At 33.7% G+C, this 21542-nt stretch carries 18 protein-coding genes and 1 tRNA gene; 3 read left to right on the plus strand and 16 right to left on the minus strand.

What is annotated here, in order from left to right:
• Window positions 1-33 precede the first annotated feature (33 nt).
• Window positions 34-105, plus strand: a tRNA-Arg gene (locus tag LB941_RS03190).
• 784 nt (window positions 106-889) lie between these two features.
• On the opposite strand, the gene clpP is transcribed toward LB941_RS03190, so the two are convergent.
• The 16 genes from clpP to LB941_RS03270 form a co-directional block, all read right to left on the minus strand.
• Window positions 890-1483: an ATP-dependent Clp endopeptidase proteolytic subunit ClpP gene (gene clpP, locus LB941_RS03195; RefSeq protein ID WP_253359422.1), complete on the minus strand. Its 594-nt coding sequence runs from the start codon at window positions 1481-1483 to the stop codon at window positions 890-892.
• Between the two features lie 107 nt (window positions 1484-1590).
• Window positions 1591-2532 (minus strand): DNA-binding protein WhiA, encoded by a 942-nt coding sequence (whiA, locus tag LB941_RS03200; protein ID WP_253359424.1) that lies wholly within the window; start codon window positions 2530-2532, stop codon window positions 1591-1593.
• A gap of 29 nt (window positions 2533-2561) precedes the next feature.
• Window positions 2562-3560: a gluconeogenesis morphogenetic factor MgfK gene (mgfK, locus tag LB941_RS03205; RefSeq protein ID WP_253359426.1), complete on the minus strand. Its 999-nt coding sequence runs from the start codon at window positions 3558-3560 to the stop codon at window positions 2562-2564.
• Window positions 3557-4441: an RNase adapter RapZ gene (gene rapZ, locus LB941_RS03210; RefSeq protein ID WP_253359428.1), complete on the minus strand. Its 885-nt coding sequence runs from the start codon at window positions 4439-4441 to the stop codon at window positions 3557-3559. Before rapZ ends, mgfK begins: the two co-directional genes overlap by 4 nt.
• A 159-nt stretch (window positions 4442-4600) precedes the next feature.
• Window positions 4601-5074: an S-ribosylhomocysteine lyase gene (locus tag LB941_RS03215; RefSeq protein ID WP_253359430.1), complete on the minus strand. Its 474-nt coding sequence runs from the start codon at window positions 5072-5074 to the stop codon at window positions 4601-4603.
• A 66-nt stretch (window positions 5075-5140) separates the two neighbouring features.
• Window positions 5141-7990: an excinuclease ABC subunit UvrA gene (gene uvrA, locus LB941_RS03220; RefSeq protein ID WP_253359432.1), complete on the minus strand. Its 2850-nt coding sequence runs from the start codon at window positions 7988-7990 to the stop codon at window positions 5141-5143.
• A 19-nt stretch (window positions 7991-8009) separates the two neighbouring features.
• The gene (gene uvrB / locus LB941_RS03225) at window positions 8010-10007 is read right to left on the minus strand and encodes an excinuclease ABC subunit UvrB (RefSeq protein WP_253359434.1); all 1998 of its coding nucleotides are present in this window, start codon (window positions 10005-10007) and stop codon (window positions 8010-8012) included.
• A gap of 200 nt (window positions 10008-10207) precedes the next feature.
• On the minus strand, window positions 10208-11935 hold the full coding sequence (locus tag LB941_RS03230; protein WP_253359435.1) for a phospho-sugar mutase: 1728 nt from the start codon (window positions 11933-11935) through the stop codon (window positions 10208-10210).
• 417 nt (window positions 11936-12352) lie between these two features.
• Entirely contained in the window at window positions 12353-13282 is a 930-nt protein-coding gene (gene trxB, locus LB941_RS03235; RefSeq protein ID WP_253359436.1) for a thioredoxin-disulfide reductase, read from the minus strand.
• An 88-nt stretch (window positions 13283-13370) separates the two neighbouring features.
• Window positions 13371-14204, minus strand: coding sequence for a prolipoprotein diacylglyceryl transferase (gene lgt / locus LB941_RS03240; RefSeq protein WP_253359437.1), 834 nt, complete (start codon window positions 14202-14204; stop codon window positions 13371-13373).
• Window positions 14205-14224: 20 nt separating this feature from the next.
• On the minus strand, window positions 14225-15160 hold the full coding sequence (gene hprK, locus LB941_RS03245; protein WP_253359438.1) for an HPr(Ser) kinase/phosphatase: 936 nt from the start codon (window positions 15158-15160) through the stop codon (window positions 14225-14227).
• A gap of 201 nt (window positions 15161-15361) precedes the next feature.
• The gene (locus LB941_RS03250; protein WP_253359439.1) at window positions 15362-15706 is read right to left on the minus strand and encodes a phage holin family protein; all 345 of its coding nucleotides are present in this window, start codon (window positions 15704-15706) and stop codon (window positions 15362-15364) included.
• Between the two features lie 34 nt (window positions 15707-15740).
• The gene (locus LB941_RS03255) at window positions 15741-16094 is read right to left on the minus strand and encodes a PspC domain-containing protein (RefSeq protein ID WP_253359441.1); all 354 of its coding nucleotides are present in this window, start codon (window positions 16092-16094) and stop codon (window positions 15741-15743) included.
• 103 nt (window positions 16095-16197) lie between these two features.
• Window positions 16198-17580 (minus strand): two-component system histidine kinase PnpS, encoded by a 1383-nt coding sequence (pnpS, locus tag LB941_RS03260; protein WP_253359443.1) that lies wholly within the window; start codon window positions 17578-17580, stop codon window positions 16198-16200.
• Entirely contained in the window at window positions 17577-18302 is a 726-nt protein-coding gene (locus LB941_RS03265) for a response regulator transcription factor (protein ID WP_253359445.1), read from the minus strand. The genes pnpS and LB941_RS03265 overlap by 4 nt, the downstream gene beginning before the upstream one ends.
• 27 nt (window positions 18303-18329) lie before the next feature.
• Window positions 18330-19466, minus strand: coding sequence for a PDZ domain-containing protein (locus LB941_RS03270; RefSeq protein ID WP_253359507.1), 1137 nt, complete (start codon window positions 19464-19466; stop codon window positions 18330-18332).
• Between the two features lie 177 nt (window positions 19467-19643).
• Between LB941_RS03270 and LB941_RS03275 the strand changes: the two genes are divergently transcribed.
• Both LB941_RS03275 and LB941_RS03280 read left to right on the plus strand, forming a co-directional pair.
• Window positions 19644-20084, plus strand: coding sequence for a MarR family winged helix-turn-helix transcriptional regulator (locus LB941_RS03275; RefSeq protein ID WP_253359448.1), 441 nt, complete (start codon window positions 19644-19646; stop codon window positions 20082-20084).
• 15 nt (window positions 20085-20099) lie between these two features.
• A complete protein-coding gene (locus tag LB941_RS03280) occupies window positions 20100-21446 on the plus strand; it encodes an MFS transporter (protein WP_253359449.1) in 1347 nt (448 codons plus the stop codon).
• The last annotated feature ends 96 nt before the right edge of the window (window positions 21447-21542 follow it).

The following is a 21542-nucleotide window of genomic DNA, read 5'->3' on the forward strand; positions in this document are numbered from 1 at the left end:
TATACCTAAATTACGTTAATATAATAAAGGTACGCGCCGTTAGTGTAATGGATAGCACGCAAGATTCCGGTTCTTGAAATGGGGGTTCGACTCCCCCATGGCGCATACTGCTACTTTATTAGCTATTATATTAGTTAAAAAGGCCTTGTAATAAGGCTTTTTTATTTTGCATAATCTACTAAATTTACACTCATTTTTAAAGACACGTATCCCAAATATATTAACAATAATCATTTTCTTTTTCTTAATTTATTTTAACATTTTACATATTAAATAACCAGAAATCGTATATTGCTTTTAGAATGTTTCGCTTTAGTACCCAAAAAATAATCATTTCATAAGCAATCTGCTTATATATCTTGTTTCTTAATTTCTTGTTTTTTCAAATTAATTAGGCAAATACTTTTTCATCCACAAACAAATAAAAATCACTAAAATATTATGATTGCTTGGCTCATGTTTTTGATATTTTCTGAGTAACTACTTTACCCTTATCAAAATATTACAAATAAACCCTTTTTTACTTGCAATTTTTGTAGTTAATCAACTTTTAAATGGTAAATTATCTAATTTAAAATTTACTATCTTAAATTTCTAATTCAATAGCACAAATATGAATTTATTATTATCTCATCAAATATGATATATCATTTTTTAATCCTAACCTCAAGAATTCTCACTCTGAAATTATATTTGTACGTTAAAAGTGGCAAAAGCTATTTTAGGTTACGGCATTGAGGTCCTAGCAGTACGCTTAGCTTTAATCTTACTTTCAATGTAAACAAAAAAGTTCTGATATGAAGTTGTTTTTAACGTTTCATATCAGAACTAATCTTAAATTTTTTAATTCGATTACACTATAAAAGTTAAATATCCTACTTAATTACAATTACTTAACTTTCTTTTTGTTTTTCATAATGCCATCAATCAAACCATAATCTACTGCTTGCTGTGCTGTCATGAAATTATCACGTTCTGTATCTTTATTAATCACCTCAAGATCTTGTCCTGAACCATCCGCTAAGATTTGATTAATCAACTTCCGTGTTTTCAATATATGTTCAGCGGCAATTTGGATTTCCGTTGATTGACCTTGTGCACCACCAAGTGGTTGATGAATCATAATTTCAGAATTAGGTAATGCAAAACGCTTTCCTTTGGCACCAGCCGTTGATAATACAGAAGCCATTGAAGCAGCCATCCCCATTACAATAGTTTGCACATCAGCATTAACAAAATTCATTGTATCAAAAATCGCCAATCCAGCTGAAACTGAACCACCTGGAGAATTAATATACATATAGATATCCTTTTCTGGATCTTGTGCATCTAAGAAAAGAAGCTGTGCTATAATCGCATTAGCCATATCATCATTAACTTCACCAGATACCATAATAATTCTGTCTTTTAATAAACGTGAATAAATATCATATGCACGTTCTCCTTGTGAGGATTGTTCAATAACTGTAGGAACTAAATTCATAGCGAGAAACCTCCCAATAAAAATATTATTACGTCATTGAGTTTAGCACTCCTATGACTGTATTGCTAGTTTAACGCATTGGTCAAAGAACGTCAAACTTTTTGCATTTAAGCTATTTCATTATTTTCTCGTAGCTTTTGTGCAAATTCACCTATTTTACGCAAACGATGATTCACACCTGATTTCGAAATTGGTCCACCTTCAACTAACTCACCCAATTCCTTTAAACTAACTTCTGGATGTAAAATGCGTGCACTTGCTACTACTTGTAACTTTAATGGCAAATTTTTTAATCCAACCGTACTTTCGATAAAACGAATATTCTCAATTTGTCTATTAGCTGCATCCGCCACTTTATTCATATTTGCAGTTTCACAATTAACAATCCTATTTACGGAATTTCGCATATCTCGTACAATACGGATATCCTCAAATTTTAACATTGAACTTGTTGCCCCAATTAGAGACAAAAAATCCGCAATTTTTTCAGCTTCCTTCAAATACGTTATATATCCACTGCGACGATCAGTTATCCTAGCATTTAATCCATAGCGATTCATCATCTCACAAATGGTATTATTATGGTCTTCGTATAATGAATATATTTCAAGATGATATCGACTTGTCTCGGGACTGTTAACTGAACCTGCTGCTAAAAAAGCTCCTCGTAAATACGACCTTACTTTAGCATCATCATCTAAAAAAGAAAGTGGGACTGTTTCCTTAATTTGAAATTCATCCAAAATATCCAAATCTTTCAATATATAATCCGAACCAGTTTTTAAGCGCACAATATACAAGTTATTCTTCTTAAGTTTCATTTTACGACGTACAAGCAATTCACTTTCAATATCATAAAATTGCTTTAATAATTTATAGATACGCCTCGCAATTGCCGGATTTTCTGTTTGAACATTTAATACAAATTGGTGATGAACAATACTTAATGTACCGTTCATCCTAATAAGTGCCATTAGTTCTGCTTTAGCGTTACCAAAATGAACTTCTAGCATCGTCAGTTCTTTTTTTACTTCACTAGCATACGACATTGCTTATTATTTCAGCCTCCTTTCTTTGTTTACAAGTGCATTTGTCCTGTCAAACGCATCAACTCATCCACAACTCTATCACCATCATGAAAAACACCATGATTACGTAACAACAAAAAATTATCCGAAATAACCCGACATCCTTGTTCACGTAAGCCTTTAAAATCGTATCGAACTTGATACAAATATTCATCATATTTTTGCCTATCCATATAATTACTTGGTATTGGCTCTGTATTAACTAAAACTGTATTAATCGCATTTTGTCCTAAATGTGTATTTAAAACACGGACATGATCTGCATCACTAAAAAGTTCTGTCTCACCTTTTTGTGTCATAATATTACAAATATAAACTACTTCTGCATTAGTATTACATAAAGCTTGACCAACGTTTTTTATCATCAAATTAGGTAAGATACTAGTAAACAAACTTCCTGGTCCTAAAACGATTTGATCTGCCTGCATAATCGCATCTATCACTTCTTGACGGGCTTCAGGCTCTGTACCATCAGTTGTCGTTACCCAAACCTGTTTGATTGTTTTTTTAGCTGCTGTAATTTCAGCTTCACCAGCTAAGGTTGACCCATCACTAAATTCCGCATTCAACACAAGTGATGTATTTGAAGCTGGATATACATTACCTTGTGTTTTCATCATTTTTGAAAGTTTTTGAACTGCATCAAAAATACCACCCTCATCCATCTCTGATAAAGCGGCGATAATTAAATTACCAATAGCATGTCCAGAAAAAAATTGATCTTTTGAATCAAAGCGATATTGAAATATTTTCTTATAAACGTCAGGCAAATCAGACAAAGAAACTAATACATTTCGAATATCTCCTGGCGGAACCACATTGATATAATCTCTAATAATTCCAGAAGAACCGCCGTCATCTGCAACTGTTACCACTGCTGTAATATCTGTATTCTTTTTACGTAAGCTGTTTAAAATAACTGGTAGTCCTGTACCTCCACCAATAACAACAATTCGGGGATTTTTTCTTTTATTACCAATCTTCATCATGAACGATTAACACTTTCCTTTCGCTTGTTCATATCACGGTGAGAAACTCTTACAGAATAACTCTTTTTCAAGAAATCCCCAATTCTTTGAGATAAAGCCACTGAACGATGTTGTCCACCAGTACATCCAATAGCGATAGTTACACTTGATTTACCTTCTCGCTTATATCCTGGTAAAACAACTTCTAATGTCTTCATAAAATTAGCGTAAAACTCTTCTGTTGTATCTGAATTCATCACATATTCTGAAACTTCTTTATCTAGTCCTGTTTTGTTGCGTAATGCCGGTACATAGTATGGATTAGGCAAAAACCTTACATCCATCACAATATCGGCATCAATTGGTAAGCCGTACTTGAATCCAAAAGATAAAACTTCAATATGAAATGATTTAACATCCATTGTTTCAAAATTATGAAAAATTTCTTCTCGTAATTGTCTGGGGGATAAACGACTTGTATCCACTATTAATTGTGCTTGTGATTTTATCGTTGCGAGTAATTCGCGCTCTAACTGTACTCCATCAAGCACCCGACCTTCCATCGCTAATGGATGTGAACGTCTAGTTTCTTTATAGCGTGCAACCAATTCTTCATCTGAGGCATCTAAAAATAAAATTCGTGTATTTGCAAAATCAGTTTCTTCTAAGTCATCTAACATTTCACCTATTTCATCGTAAAAAGCCCGTGAACGTAAATCAATGACTAGTGCAACCTTTTTTACTTTACCGGATTCCTTGACCAATTCCCAAAATTTAGGCAGCAAGGTGGGCGGCATATTATCAATACAAAAATATCCTAAATCTTCAAAGCTTTGCATAGCAACTGTTTTACCAGCACCACTCATACCTGTAACAATGACTAAACTCAAAGTTTCTGTCAATTTAAATCCCTCCAAATTAAAACCCATAACAAAATTATAGCATATCGTATATATTTATTTGGTTTAAATATTTTTACATTCCACAAATTTATTCAATAAAAAAGCTAAATATTACCCATTCTCAATTATTCAAACGAGCCCTACTTAGCTTTTTAAATATTAATCTACCACTTTTCGTTCAAATGGATCAGAAGATATTCCCTCTGTTAAAATCTTTCTACACCATTCTTGTGCAGAAAATAATGAATGATCACGATAGTTACCACAACTCTTGATATCCGTTCCTTGTACATCACTCCATGAAGCCTTAGTGATATCAATAAGTGCCTTTTTTAATGCCGTAGCAACCTCAACTGTATCGTGCTCACCCCACATAATCAAATGAAAACCTGTTCTACATCCAAATGGAGAACAGTCGATTACACCGTCCATATAATCGCGTAGATATCCAGCTAACATATGCTCAATCGTATGCAATCCAGCCGTTGGTATTGCATTTTCATTTGGTTGAACCAAGCGTAGATCAAAATTTGAAATTTGATCACCCTTAGGACCATTTTCAACCGTAATTAATCGTACATAAGGTGCCTTAACTGCCGTATGATCTAAAGTAAAACTCTCTACTTTTGCCACAAATCATCCACTCCTATTCATTTATCTATACCCTAACTTTAGCATTTTAGTTTAAAAAAGCAAGAGTTAATCAGTTTGAACTGTGACATAGTGTCCATCTTCTAAGATTGGACGTAAATATTTACCCGTATAACTTTCTTTTACCGCTGCAATTTCTTCTGGTGTTCCTGTAGCAACAATTGTACCACCCTCTGCACCGCCTTCAGGGCCTAAGTCAATTACATAATCTGCTGTTTTTATGACATCCAAATTATGCTCAATTACTAAAACTGTATTTCCTTTATTTACTAATTTTTGCAATACATTTAAGAGACGCTTAATATCATCTGCATGCAAGCCTGTAGTAGGTTCATCCAAAATGTAAAAAGTTTTCCCATTAGACTTACGATGTAACTCAGAAGCTAACTTCATCCGCTGTGCTTCTCCACCAGAAAGCGTCGTTGCCGATTGACCAAGTGCTATATAACCTAATCCTACATCCTTAATAGTTTGCAATTTTCGTTTAATTTTAGGAATTGAATCAAAAAATTCTAACGCTTCAGAAACAGTAAACTCAAGAATCTGCGCGATATTTTTTCCCTTGTACTCAACTTCTAAAGTTTCTGAATTATATCTTGTTCCATGACAAATTTCACAGGGAACATAAACATCTGGCAAAAAATTCATCTCAATTTTAATAATGCCATCACCCTTGCAAGCTTCACATCTACCACCTTTAACATTAAAACTAAATCGACCCTTTCCATACCCGCGTAATTTAGCCTGATTCGTTTGAGCAAATAAACTACGAATATCATCAAAAACACCTGTATAGGTTGCTGGATTACTGCGTGGAGTTCTTCCAATTGGGCTTTGATCTATATTAATAACTTTTTCAAGGTTTTCTACTCCAGTAATTTTGGCATACTTGCCTGGCTTTTTAGAATTATTATTTATTTTCTGTGCTAATGCTCGCTCCAAAATCATATTAATTAATGTTGATTTTCCTGACCCTGAAACACCTGTGACTGCAATAAATTCACCTAAAGGAAAAGCGACATCAATCTTTTTTAAATTATTTTCTTGTGCTCCATATAAACATATTTTTTTACCATTTCCTTGTCTGCGTTTGTCAGGAATAGCAATATACTTTTTTCCTGATAAGTATTGACCCGTTAATGATTTACGCGATCGAATAACCTGCTTAGGTGTTCCAGCAGCAATAATCTCACCGCCATTTTCGCCAGCACCTGGGCCAATATCAATTAAATAATCCGCTGCACGCATTGTATCTTCATCATGTTCAACTACAATTAGCGTATTACCTAATGCACACATTTTCTTTAAAGATTCAATTAGTCTATTATTATCACGTTGATGCAATCCAATCGATGGTTCATCTAAAATATACATCACACCTGAAAGATTAGACCCAATTTGAGTTGCTAATCTTATCCTTTGTGCCTCACCACCTGATAAGGTTCGCGAAGCTCTACTTAAAGTTAAATACTCAAGTCCGACATTCTTTAAAAAGCTTAACCGATCGCATATTTCTTTCAGAATTGGATTAGCTATTTGTGCATTTTGGTTTGAAAATTTTAACTTCATAAAGAATTCTAAACTATCACCTATTGGATAATCTGATACTTCACCAATATGCTTATCAGCAATTTTTACCGCTAACGCTTTTTTATTTAGGCGATATCCATGACAGGTCTGACAAGTTAAACTAGTCATATACTGTCGCATTACATCACGCGTAAAATCACTATTTGTCCCTCGATATCTGCGCTCTATATTAGGGATAACTCCTTCAAAAACGGTATCTATATCACGCAAACCACCAAAATCACTTTCAAACTTAAAATGAAATTTACGCTCACCTGCACCGTACAAAACAATCTGCTGCTGCTCTTTAGATAGTTTTTCAAACGGTGTATCTAAATCAATCTCAAATTCTGCACAAGCTTGTTCTAATAAGGTAGGATAATACTTCGAGCTAATTGGATTCCAAGGCGCGATCGCACCTTCTCTTAGTGTTTTACCCTTATCAGGTACCACCAAATCTTGATCAACTTCAAGTTTCATACCCAAACCATCACAATCTGGACAAGCTCCAAATGGTGCATTAAATGAAAAAAGACGGGGTTCTAATTCTCCAATTGTAAAACCACAATAGGCACATGCAAATTTTTCAGAAAACTGCAACATCTCTCCATCTATAATCTGAACTGATGCATATCCTTTTGACAAGCGTAAAGCTGCTTCAAATGAGTCAAATAAACGTGAACGGATTCCTTTTTTAATAACAATTCTATCTACAACAACAAAAATAGAGTGTTGAATATTTTTATCTAGCTCAATTTTTTCTTCTATATCATGCATCTGACCATCAATTAAGACTCGAACAAATCCTTCACGCTTAACTTTATCTAATAGATTTTTATGTTGTCCCTTTTTTCGACGCACAATTGGTGCTAAAATCATCAACTTAGTTTTTTCCGGTAAAGCTAGCACCTTATTTACCATTTGTTCAGGTGATTGACTTGTAATTGTATGACCATCATTTGGACAAATTGGAGTACCTACTCGCGCCCACAACAAACGTAAATAATCGTTGATTTCTGTTACTGTTCCCACAGTTGATCGCGGATTTTTAGAAGTTGTTTTTTGATCAATTGAAATAGCAGGTGAAAGTCCATCAATTGAATCGACATCAGGTTTATCCATCTGACCTAAAAATTGGCGCGCATAAGCCGATAAACTTTCAACATAGCGCCGCTGTCCTTCTGCATACAAAGTATCAAAAGCAAGCGAACTTTTCCCTGAGCCAGATAAACCTGTAATAACTACCAACTTGTCTTTAGGAATTTCAATATCAATATTTTTTAAATTATGTGCCCTTGCACCATGAACAATAATTTTATTATGCGTCACTTAACTCCCTCTTCTCTTATCATAATTGAGATTTCAACTCTAACACTGTATCTCTTAGTGTTGCTGCCTCTTCAAAATCTAATTTCTTAGCAGCTTGTCGCATTTGATCCTCTAAATTTTTTATCAATGCTTGTTGATCTTGCTTATTCATATCCATAAATGCATCATCAGCAGATACTTCTTTGCGCTTCTTCGTTGATTTAACTGTGATTGCAATATTAGCCCGAATTTCTTTTTTAATCGTCCGCGGTGAAATATGATGTTTTTCGTTATAAGCCTGTTGAATATCACGTCGTCGTTTTGTTTCATCCATAGCTGCTTGCATTGAATCTGTAATTTTATCAGCATACATAATAACATGTCCATGCACATTTCGTGCAGCACGACCAATAGTCTGAATTAGCGACCGTTCATTGCGTAAAAATCCTTCCTTATCAGCATCTAATATTGCAATTAAGGATACTTCTGGCACATCAATTCCTTCTCGTAATAAGTTAATTCCTACTAGAACATCAAATTTACCCAAACGTAAATCTCTAATTAATCGGGTTCTTTCTAAGGTTTTGATATCTGAATGAAGATAGCGCACATTAATCCCTAATTCTTTAAAATAGTCAGTTAAATCTTCTGCCATCTTCTTAGTTAAAGTTGTTACAAAAACCCGCTCATTTTGCTTAATTCTAAGATTAATTTCTGAAATTAAATCATCCATTTGGCCGCTACTTTTATGTACAGCTATTGTTGGATCTAGTAATCCAGTTGGTCGAATAATTTGTTGAATAACTTTATCAGTTCTATCTAATTCATATGGTCCCGGTGTTGCTGACATATAAATTATCTGATTAACATGTTTTTCGAACTCACTTAGCTGCAAAGGCCGATTATCCAATGCGCTTGGTAAACGAAAACCATAATCTACCAACATCTGTTTGCGCGAACGATCTCCTTTATACATTCCTCGTACCTGTGGCATTGTTACATGTGATTCATCAACTACGATTAAAAAGTCTTTTGGAAAGAAATCTAATAAGGTATATGGTGGCTGTCCCGGTTTTCTACCATCCATATGTCGCGAATAATTTTCAATTCCAGAACAATATCCCATTTCACGTAGCATTTCGATATCATAAGTTGTTCGCTGCTTTAATCTTTGTGCTTCTAATAGTTTTTCTTCTGCAGTTAGTTCAGCAACTCTTTCGTCCATTTCTTTTTCAATATTCTCAATTGCCGTTTGCAAACGTCCTTCATTTGTCATAAAGTGTGTTGCCGGAAAAATTGCAACATGATCTCGCTCTCCTAATAGTTCTCCTGTTAAAGGATCAATTTCTCGAATACGATCAATTTCATCTCCAAAAAACTCTATTCTTAAGGCTCTAGAATCATGTGACGCTGGAAAAATTTCTACAATATCCCCTTGAACTCGAAAACGTCCGCGCTGAAAATCAATATCGTTTCTTTCAAATTGAATATCAATTAAACTACGTAATAATTGATCTCGTTCTATTTGTTGACCTGTTCTTAACGAAATTGTGTGCTCCTGATATTCTTTGGGATCTCCTAAACCAAATATAGAAGAAACAGATGCCACTACGATAACATCATTTCTTTCCAAGAGTGAGCTCGTTGCTGAATGTCGAAGTTTATCAATTTCATCATTTATACTAGAATCCTTTTCGATATATGTATCACTTGATGGTACATACGCTTCAGGTTGATAGTAATCATAATAACTAACAAAGTATTCAACTGCATTATTAGGAAAAAATTCTTTAAATTCGCCATACAACTGTCCCGCTAATGTTTTGTTATGCGCTAATACTAATGTAGGTTTATTGGCATTTTTTATAACGTTTGAAATTGTGAATGTTTTTCCGGTACCTGTTGCACCTAAAAGAATTTGTTCTTTTTCTCCAGCTTCAATTCCTGTACTTAACTTACTGATTGCCTCAGGTTGATCTCCCGTAGGCTGATAGTTAGAAACTAATTCAAATTTTCGATTTGCTTGACGTTCAATCACAATTATTCCTCACTTATCTGTTTGTCCTAAAATTTCAGCTCTAATCATATCACACCGAACATATTTTCACATCTATTTAGCACTTTAAAATATATAAAAGGTAAGCAACTAAGATAAAAAAGTCTGGAACTTTTGTCCCAGACTCCACTTCAAAAAATAGTATCTTAGTTTTCAGTTACTAGTCGCTATCTTACTAAAAACTAACCACGCACAAAATTATTAATAGCCGCTTCAAAAGCATCTCGCTTAGCTTGCACATCTGCCTCATCCTTGGCTTGTGTTCCTATATAAAACTTGATTTTAGGTTCTGTTCCAGAAGGACGTACCGCAATCCAAGTTCCATCTTCAAGAATATATTTTAGAACATTTGCTGTTGGAAAAGCCATCTTTGTAACAGTTCCATCCGCTAAACGTTTTTCTGCTTTCGCAAAATCTTCTAATGCTACAACTTTATAGTCTGCAAAACTTTCAGGAGATTCTTCTCTAAACTTAGTCATCAAATCTTTAATTTCTTGGGCTCCTTCAACACCATCAAAGGTTAAAGCAATTGTTTTTTCTGCATAATACCCATATTTAGCAAATAATTCTTGTAGTCCATCAAACAAATTCTTACCTTGTTTCTTATAGTAAGCTGCAACCTCAGCTAACATAACCAATGATTGAATAGCATCTTTATCACGAACAAATGGCCGAATTAAATAACCATAACTTTCTTCAAAGCCCATCATAAAAGTATGTTCATTTGTTTCTTCAAAATGTTTAATCTGTTCTGCAATGAATTTAAATCCAGTCAAAACATTAATCATGCCTACATTGTAACTAGCAGCCACCTTTGTTGCAAATTCACTAGAAACGATTGATTTAACTGCGGTTGCATTTGCTGGTAAAGTTCCCGCTTGCTGACGTGCTGTTAAAATATAATTCAACATAATCGTTGCAATTTGATTTCCAGTCAAAAGCTGATATTCACCATCTGGTTGTCTTACAGCTGCACCTAGTCGATCAGCATCTGGATCAACGGCAATAAGTAAGTCTGCACCTTGTTTTTTACCTAATTCAATTGCTAAATTAAATGCCGCTGCATCTTCAGGGTTAGGTTTCTTAACCGTTGAAAAATCAGGATCTGGTTTGGCCTGTTCAGGTACCATTGTAAAGTTCTCAAAACCCGCTTGTAAAAGTGCCTTTTCGCCTAACATTGCTCCAGTTCCATGCAATGGTGTAAAAATTAATTTTAATGTTTTACCTTCTTCTGCTACTAGTTGGTTATTAATTGTTACTTTCTTTACTTCAGCAAGATATGCTTTATCTACTTCAGATCCAATAACCTTCAAAGTCCCATCTTCAATTAAACTTTCCTGCGAAGCAACTTCAATTGTAAATAAATCATCTACTTCACGAATATATTTAGTAATCAAATCTGACTCTTCTGGTGGCATTTGTGCGCCATCTTCACCGTATATCTTATAGCCATTATATTGCTTTGGATTATGACTTGCAGTAATCATAATACCAGCATATGTATGTAAATGCCGAACTGCAAATGATAATTCTGGTGTTGGACGTAAACTTTCAAAAACAAAAGTCGGAATGTTTTTTGCACCTAAAACTTTTGCCGCTTCAAATGCAAAATCTTGGGAATGATGTCTAGAATCATAACTAATTGCAACACCACGTTGGCGTGTTTTTTCATCTAATGTAGCCATAAAAGCAGCTAATCCAGCTGTTGCTTGGCGCACAGTATACGTATTCATTCTATTGATTCCCACACCTAATACGCCACGCATACCAGCTGTGCCAAACTCTAATGGTGCATAAAATGCATCTTCCAACATCGTATCGTTACCTGCTAAACTAGCAAGTTCCTTTTTTGACTCTGGGTTTAAATCTGGATAATTCTTCCAAGTATTGTAAGTTTCCTTCCAACTCATAAAATCACTCCCTAAAATATCTACTGTATAAAATAATTTGTTTTGCTAAATAATGGTTAAAAATATAGTTTCAAACAACATATCTCCACTACTATCTACCTAACATTATACCATATTTATACTAAGCAGATATATCAAATACTTTTAAGAAAAAATTAGTCTCCTATTACATCATTTGTTGTTAAAGATCCTTAATTAACTATTTACTTATTTTTGTAAGGTCCCAAGCACACATAAAAAAAGTTCAGGTAAAATCCCTGAACTCTCCTTATCTCTAAATATTTGGTGCAAATGTATGCCAAAGTTTAACTAACTACACTTTACTACGTAAGTCAGCTAACTTCTACTATAGATTATCCGTTTTACGCCGTTTACTTTTTCTAGCTAATTATCTTTTATCCCTCTTTTTGCGAAAAGTTAGTCTTTCAAGGTTTCTAAATAATTAAATGCTTGCTGCCCTGCTATACTACCATCGCCAACTGCAGTTGTAATTTGACGAAGATCCTTTTTGCGAACATCTCCTAACGCAAATACTCCAGGTGCCTTAGTACTCATCTTTTCATCGGTTTCAATCCAACCATTTTCATCTGTGATATTTAGACTTTCAAAGGGTGTTGTCATCGGTTCAATGCCGACATAGATAAAAATACCATCAGCAGCTATTTTACTATCCTCGCCGGTTTTATTATTATGCACATTAAGTCCCGTCACTTTTTGACCATCGCCACTAATTTCTGTGACAACAGTATCCCATGTAAAGTTCATCTTTGCATTTGCAAAGGCACGTTTCTGAATAATTTTTTGTGCACGTAACTCATTTCTTCTATGAATAACATTCACATTAGCTGCTAATTGAGTAAGGTAACTACCTTCTTCTATCGCTGAATCGCCACCGCCAATTACTGCTACCTGCTTATTCTTAAAGAAAGCACCATCACAAACTGCACAATATGATACACCGCGCCCACTGTACTCTTCTTCTCCTGGCACACCTAATTTTCTATGCTGAGATCCAGTTGCAATAATCACCACATCAGTTTCAAATTCTTCACTGTCGGTTTTAACTACTTTGGTTTTTGCAGAAGTTAACTTTACGTTTTCCACATTTCCATATGCATACTCCGCACCAAACTGTAATGCACTTTCATACATTTTTTCAGCTAAATCAGGTCCTAAAATAGATTTATACCCTGGATAGTTCTCAATTTCTGCCGTATTGTTCATCTGACCACCATAAACACCACGATCAAGTATTAATACATGTAAGTTTGCACGTGATGCATACAGTGCAGCTGTCATTCCACCTGGTCCAGCACCGATTACAATCACATCATACTTTTTTACCATCAGCTTATCTTCCTCCCACTATTATCTTTATTGCATTATACCTTACTTTTTGTTAGTAATCTAGCACTTTGTTTTTAGAATAAATTTTTCATTTCTCTGTTTTTATCCCTGCATCCAAATACCAATCATTAAGCGGGTTCCAATATCGGCGATACGCCCACCAAGCAATAGCGCCAACAAAAAAGACAAGTGATAGCCATTGTGAAACACGTAATGAACCTAGCATTAAGCTATCAGTCCGCATTCCTTCTATGAAGAATCGCCCAAATGAATACCAAATAACATACGTAAAGAAGACTTCACCTTGCTTAAATAAACCACTCTTATGTCTAAGACTGATTATCAAAATAAAACCTAAAATATCCCATACAGATTCATATAAAAATGTAGGTTGATAATAAATTCCATTTATATGCATCTGTTGCACGATAAACTCTGGTAAATGTAAGCTATTTAAAAAGGCCAATGTTGTTGGCCTACCATGTGCCTCTTGATTCATAAAATTTCCCCATCGACCAATACCTTGGGCTAAAATAACAGTTGGGGCAATCACATCTAAAAATAACCAACTTGAGATATTATTTCTTTTGCAAAATATTAAAAGTACCGCTAACGCACCTAATAAAGATCCGTAAATGGCAATTCCACCATCCCAAATTCGATAAATTTGATTTAAATGTTGCGAATAATATGACCATTGAAAAACAACATAGTATGTTCGTGCCGCAATAATCGAAAAAGGTAATGCCCATAACAGAAAATCATAAAAATAGTCTTCTTTTAATCCACGTTTTTTACCTTCATTTACAGACAATAAAACTGCTAAAACAACTGCAGTTGCTATAATAATCCCATACCAATGGATTTCTATGGCGCCAATTTTTAGTGCAATTGGATTTAATACTCCTAATAAATTTCCCACTTACTTCTCTTCTTCCTAAATTAACTATTCTTCGAATTTTCTTGAATCAAATTATTTAAATTATTTTCAAAAACTTTAGTCGCATCATATCCCATTGTTTTGGCACGATAATTCATCGCTGCTACTTCAATAATAATAGCCATATTTCGGCCTACCTTTACAGGAATTGTAATTTTAGGTAGACTTACATCGAAAATTTGTACTGATTGTTCTCCACTACCCAAACGATCAAATTGTTTATCTTTATTCCAGTTTTCCAAATGGACAATTAAAGCAATATCCGTTGACGTCCGTACTGCTCCTGCTCCAAAAAGATTCATAACATCTATAATTCCAACACCCCGAATTTCTAATAGGTGTTGCAAAATTTTAGGCGCTTCACCAACTAGCGTTTGCTCATCTTGTTGATATACCTCTACTCGGTCATCTGCAATCAACCGATGACCGCGCTTTATAAGATCAAGTGCTGTTTCTGACTTTCCAACACCAGAATCACCCGTAATCAAGACACCTAACCCATAAATGTCCACTAAAACGCCATGCAATGACTTTCTTTCCGCTAATCTTCCTTCTAAAAAATTAGTCATCTTAGAAGACAAACGCGTTGTCGGCAATTTAGAACGTAATATTGGAATATTATGTTTTTTAGCAGCAATTTCCATCTCTTCAGGAACTGACAAATACCGTGAAATAACAAAACACGGTGTGTTTTCGCCACACATCCGTTCCATAATTGTCATTCTCTTTTCATGTTCCATCTTATGTGCATATGAGATTTCAGTCATACCCATAAGTTGTACCCGCTCTTCTGGATAGTAATCAAAATATCCTGTCAATTCCAAACCAGGTCGCGATATATCACTTGTTGTTACGTGTCTATCATTTAAAAAGTTTCCACCTGCATATACAATAAGATTATTTGCTTCAACCAATTCTGCAACACTTACTTTGTTCACAGTAACTGCCTCCTTCAAGAATATATACTTTATTATGCCTTATTTTAAGATTATCCAATTTAATTTTATCATTTCGTAACCGTTTTATCACTACTGAAGATAAGAAAAATTTGATATGTTAACTGTAAATAAAGTTTTATACAAAAAATCTTATTTTTTGCCTATCAGCTTTTGAAAATGACAATCTCAAAACATCCATTTTTATCTACTTAAAAAACTTGTTATTATCACATTAACGATACTTAAAATAATTGAAATCAACAGCGCTGCTCCAAAACTAGCAAATTCAAACGAACTACCAACTACTGCAGACGTTAATTCTAAAATAAACGCATTAATCAATAAATAAAAAAAGCCTAGCGTTACAATCGTAATAGGGAAAGAAAGCAACACTAGGATTGGTTTTACAAACATATTTAATATTCCTAAAACAACTGCTGCAATAAAGGCTACCCACATCGTTGATACATGAAGAAAGCTAGGGAAGAACCCAGCTAAAGCCACAAAAATTAATGTATTAACTACTACTCTTTGCCAAAAACCCATTGCGTAAAAACACCCCTCTATTCTACTAATATTATTAATGAAGATCTTTTTCACGTACATTTGTAATAATTTTTCTTGATTTCTTTTTTTGTTTTCTTGAATCTTTTGTTTCATTACCATTATTTGAAGCATTAGAAAAGCCCGTCATTGATTCCAATAATGAAAACCAACTAAATTCTTTTTGGTTAGGATTTAATGGTAATGCTAACGCTAGGATTGCATATATTCCAATAGGTAAAACTATTAAATGTGGAATAAAACTACACAATACTAAACACACCATAAAACCAATACGAACATTTTTAGTCGCTATATTAAAATATTCTGCCAAGCCTGCACAAACACCTGCTATCAAACGATTATGTGAACGATATAATTTTTTTCGCATTACTATTCCTCCTAATAAATTATACTCTGTGCATATGATTTTATCCTTAAACTAATCTATCTGCCAAACAATTGACTCACTATTAATTGAATTTTAAAAAATATTATAAATCATTAAAAATCGGTAACGTTACCGTAAAGCTAGTTCCAACTCCCAAGGTACTTTGCACTTTTATTCTTCCTGATAAAGAATTAATATACTCTTTAACAACTGCTAAGCCTAACCCAGTCCCAGGAACCTTTTTTGTTCGAGCCTGATCAGCTCGATAAAAGCGCTCATAAATTCGTTGTTGATCTGCTAAATCAATTCCAATCCCTGTATCACTAATTATCATCTGCCATTCATTTTGTGTTACTTTCACTTCAATTGTTATTGTACCATTCTCCTTATTATAACGAACAGCATTTTGAACCAGGTTATTTATAATATGCCGTAATTTACTTTTATCACATAAAATAACTCGGTTCTCATTTAATTGCACATCTATTGTTAAGTTATTTTTAGTAATCAAACTAGTAAAAGATTCAAGACTTTCTTTAAAAAAAGGTTGTAGTTCTATTTTTTCTAGTTTTAAGTTTTTATTTGATTCGATTCTAGAAATAGACAACATATCGTTAACTAATTCTGATAACTCCTTACTTTCTCGATAAATGATTTCAATAAATTGCCTATTCACAGTACTATCATCTATTGCACCTTGTAGTAAAGTTTCACTAAATCCACTAATAGATGTTATTGGTGTTTTTAATTCATGGCTGACATTACTAACGAAGTCCATCTGCATCTGTTCTATTTTCTTTCTCTCGGTAATATCAGACACTAAGCACATAAACAAAAAATGGTGCTTACTTAGCGGAACATATAAAACCTGAACATCCAAATATTTTTCACTATCAGCTCGATGCTTTACTTCTTTATGCTGATCTTTTTTCGTACGAAATGCCTGCTCAATTAGCTGAATTAATTCAAAATTATCTAATACATAATAATAGGCAATCTTTTTTTGATCCATTTCTTTATCAAAAATCTCACTAAACGCATGGTTAGCTAAGTAAACTAGGTTATCTTGATCAATCACCATTACACCAATTGTCAAATACTCCAACAAACTAAAATATCCTCTTTGTTGACGCTGATAATCTTTAGAAAAGTCACGCTGCATACTTTGAACTTCATTAATCGATTTCGACAACTTATAATATGGATTCTCCGGGTTAAGAATAATATGTGTATATTTTCCTTTTTGTGTTAAATCTGTTAATTTGTTGCTCAACATATTAAGCTCTTTTTTTTGCTTATACTCCCTCACTACAAGAACTGCAACATTAAATAAAGTAAAAATAACACTTGTAAAACATAGTAATTCAAAATTTCTTTCAATTACAATTATTATATTTAAATTTTCTAATTCACTATACAATATCACTGTTATTAACAATAATATTACTATAACCAACCAATTTAAAAAAATACTTTTTAGCTTCATTGTAACTGTCCTTCAAAACGATATCCAAAACCACGCACTGTCTGAATGTTCTGAGGTTGCTTGGGATCAGATTCAATTTTTTCACGCAAATGACTAACATGCATATCAACCATTCTCGTTTGTCCTACGTAATCATACCCCCAGACACCATTTAGTAATTTATCTCGGCTTAAAACGCGATGCGGCCTCTTTACAAAGTATGCAAGCAACTCAAATTCTTTGGGTGTCAAACTGATTGCCTTATCATTTCGGGTAACAACATAATTTTCTAAATCAATACTAAAATCAATAAAATTATACACTTCTTGTTGATTACCACTAGTTTCTAGTTCACTAGTAGCTACAACTGTTTGTTCTTCAGGCACCCGTCTGCTGATAGCTTTAAGCCGTGCAATCACTTCTCTTGGTGAAAATGGTTTGGTTAAATAATCATCTGCTCCTAACTCAAGACCAATAATCTTATCATATTCTTCGTCTCTTGCTGTAATCATAATAATCGGTGTTGTTACTTTTTCTTGCCGTAATTTACGCGTAATTTCCATTCCATCAAGATGCGGTAGCATTAAATCCAATAAAATAAAATCAAATTTTTCTTTTAATGCTTGCTCAAAGGCTTGTTGACCATCGTTTTGCGTTGTAACCACATAGCCTGCTTTTTCTAAGTTATATTTTAATAATGTCACAATTGCAATTTCATCATCGACTACCAATACTTTTTTCATGCTTTATTTCCTTCCATGAATCATCTATTAGTGAAATAAAATCAAACCTATCTCATGAGGTGCTCCTGCATAAATTGCACTTTCAGCAACCTTAAAATCCCCCTTAAAGGTTCGAATTCTAAAGTTACAATAAGCTGAATTTTTTTGAAGTGCCTCATATAATTCTTCTTCATTAGTAACGCTTTGCTGATTACATTCTAAAATAATATCTCCTGGTACTAGATTCATTTTTGCCGCAGGTGTGTTCGGTTGAATTGCAACTACTCGAACACCCTGATTTGTTTCTACATACCATCGATCTGACTTTTTATCTACATTTTTTCTTATCTGCCCTTGCACTAACCATACAATAAATAACAATACAAATATCGCACCACTAATCATTGGAACAAAATAACTAACTATGCAACCAATAATTGCAATTTCCAACATATGCCAAGTTTGCTTACGGTATAATTTGATAGCATCTTGTGGCGCCTGTTTAAAAATCTTCATAAAGGCTGAGACAACAAATGGGAGTATAAAGAACGTAAAATGCTTATCACCTATGTTTAAAATAGGCCAAAAACCAACCTTACTTGCTATCACATCTCCTGGAATTAAAATCACTAACGGAACAATTGTTAGTTCACGCCAGATATAATACGCAATGCGACGTCCTCGTTTACCATCCTTGATTCGTGGCGAAAACCATGCGGAATTTTTACTTTTCAAAAGAATTATTTTAAAAAGCAAGTACAAACTACACAACACTAAAATAGCTGTTCCTAAAAAATCACCGTGCATCCTAAAAAGCCATATTTTTCCATTTTCAGGATACCACATACTTGCCGTCCATGTAATTAATCCAGTTAATAATACTATATTTAATCCTTGATTTGATCTAATCCCTACCAGTAAAAAAAAGCAACCTAATATTTCATATATAACTATTGTTTGTAAAGGAAACACTATTCCTAATGCCAATGTAACTGTTGATCCAATAATGCTAAAGATTAATCCATGCTTAATAAAATGGCGCATTTCATAAAAATCTCGATTAGCTGCTATACGAAAAAAATGACGCTCTTTTCTCATCCGGTGCTGATATAACACACATATAACTACAACACCTAGCAAAAATACTGGTTGCCACAGATACTGTCCCAATAGTTTAAGTACCATCACTTAGTGTCCCTCCATCTCATTTTTACTAACTGCATACATTATAACAATTATTGGTATACAATGCGAAACCAAAATTTGGCTATTTTTGAGCGGATATCAATCTCTCTTGCATTTTATAATAATTTCATTTAACATGTTTCGTATACGAACTATTTTTATGAAGGAGCTCATGCTATGGATATTCGTGATACTCTTGGATTTCAAATTAAACAATTATCTATTTATCTATCCCAATATGCAAATCATCAAATTATGCTACATGATTTAACTAATATTACTGAAATACAACAATGGGTTCTAAGCTATCTGTATGCTCATAAAGAACAAGAAACTTTTCAATCAACCCTTCAGCAATGTTTTGGTTTAAAAAAATCAACTGTCAGTGAATTAATTACACGAATGCAAAAAAATGGTCTCGTCACACTTGCTACATCATCTGTTGATGGTCGCCGCAAAACAATTTCGCTTACACCTTATAGTTTAAAAAAAGCATTTGCTATCAATTCAATGATTGAAGCTAACGAAATACAATTACAAAAAGATTTAACTGAGGAGGAATTAACTTTATTTATTCAACTTTCAAAAAAAATTAAAAATAACATCACATTCTATTAAAAGAGGTCTATTATTTTGAAACAACAAAAAAAACTATTACTAGCCATTTTTTCAACTGGCATTCTATCATTTTGTGGAGTCGTTGTAGAAACAGCAATGAATGTAACTTTTCCACAACTAATGAAACTCTTCAATATTACTTTAAGCCAAGCTCAGTGGGTTACAACGTCGTATTTGCTAGTTCTAGCTGCTATGATGCCGTTGTCAGCTTTTTTTAAACGCAATTTTAATCAAAAAATACTTTTTATCATCGCCGCTTTATTTTTCTTAGCTGGTGTACTCATCGATGCATTTGCTCAAAATTTAGCATTATTAATTTTAGGTCGTCTTTTTCAAGGAGTAGGCACTGGAATCAGTCTACCTCTTATGTTTAATATAATTTTGGAACAAGCCCCTAAAAATAAGCTTGGGCTACTGATGGGCTTAGGTAATTTTATAACCGCAACAGCGCCTGCAATCGGCCCTGTGTATGGAGGCATCTTAATCGATTCCTACAGTTGGCGCATGATTTTTATTTTATTGATTCCTCTAATTATTATTGCTTTAATTAGTGGCATTTTTTCTATTCCGTCAACAGCACAAATAGCTAAATCAAATTTTGATTTTATAGGCTGGAGTTTAACGGCTTGTATGTTTGTTTCCTTAATTGTTACATTTAGCTTCATTGGTAAAAGTCTGGTCTTTACATTTATCTTTCTTTTAATCGGTATCATGAGTTGCTATTTTATGAAAAAACATTATCTCAACACACCTCATCCTGTTATAAACTGGAAAATATTAAAAGATACTCGTTTTACATTACATTTGAGCAGTTACTTTATTGGCCAATTTGTTGTTTTAGGCTTATCTTTTCTTGTCCCTAATCTTATGCAGTTGCACTTTCATCTATCGTCATTTCAAGCCGGCATTGCAATGTCTCCTGGTGCTCTCTTAGGTGCTATTGCAACACCTTTTGGAGGGGCATTACTTGATCACTTAGGTGCTAAAAAACCCATTATTTACGGAATAACGCTTCAAACTATTTCTGTTTTATCTTTTATACTTCTATTTCAATATTTATCAATTTTTGTCGTTACAATTATCTTTATTATCTCTGCACTTGGACAGTCTTTAAGCATGTCAGCTATCATGACAAGTGCTTTGAGCAAAATAAATGTTTTAGACCAATCAGATGGCAATGCATTATTTAACACATTTCAACAATTTGCTGGTGCTGCTGGTACTGCCATTATTTCAGCGACGGTCTCTCTATCTTTGATTTCTAGCAGTACTATTCGTTTCTACAGTGCATTTATCATCTGTCTTATGGTATTAGTTTTAGATCTATTTTTTGTTAGAAAGATATTCACCAAATTCGATTAATATAAAAAAAGGATTTAAAGTTCCAAACTCCGAACTTTAAATCCTTTTTATACTATCTATTAACTACAGATTTTAGCTTAGCATTACATATTCTGC

The sequence above is a fragment of the Ligilactobacillus ubinensis genome, assembly GCF_024160875.1.
Classification (GTDB): Bacteria; Bacillota; Bacilli; order Lactobacillales; family Lactobacillaceae; genus Ligilactobacillus; species Ligilactobacillus ubinensis.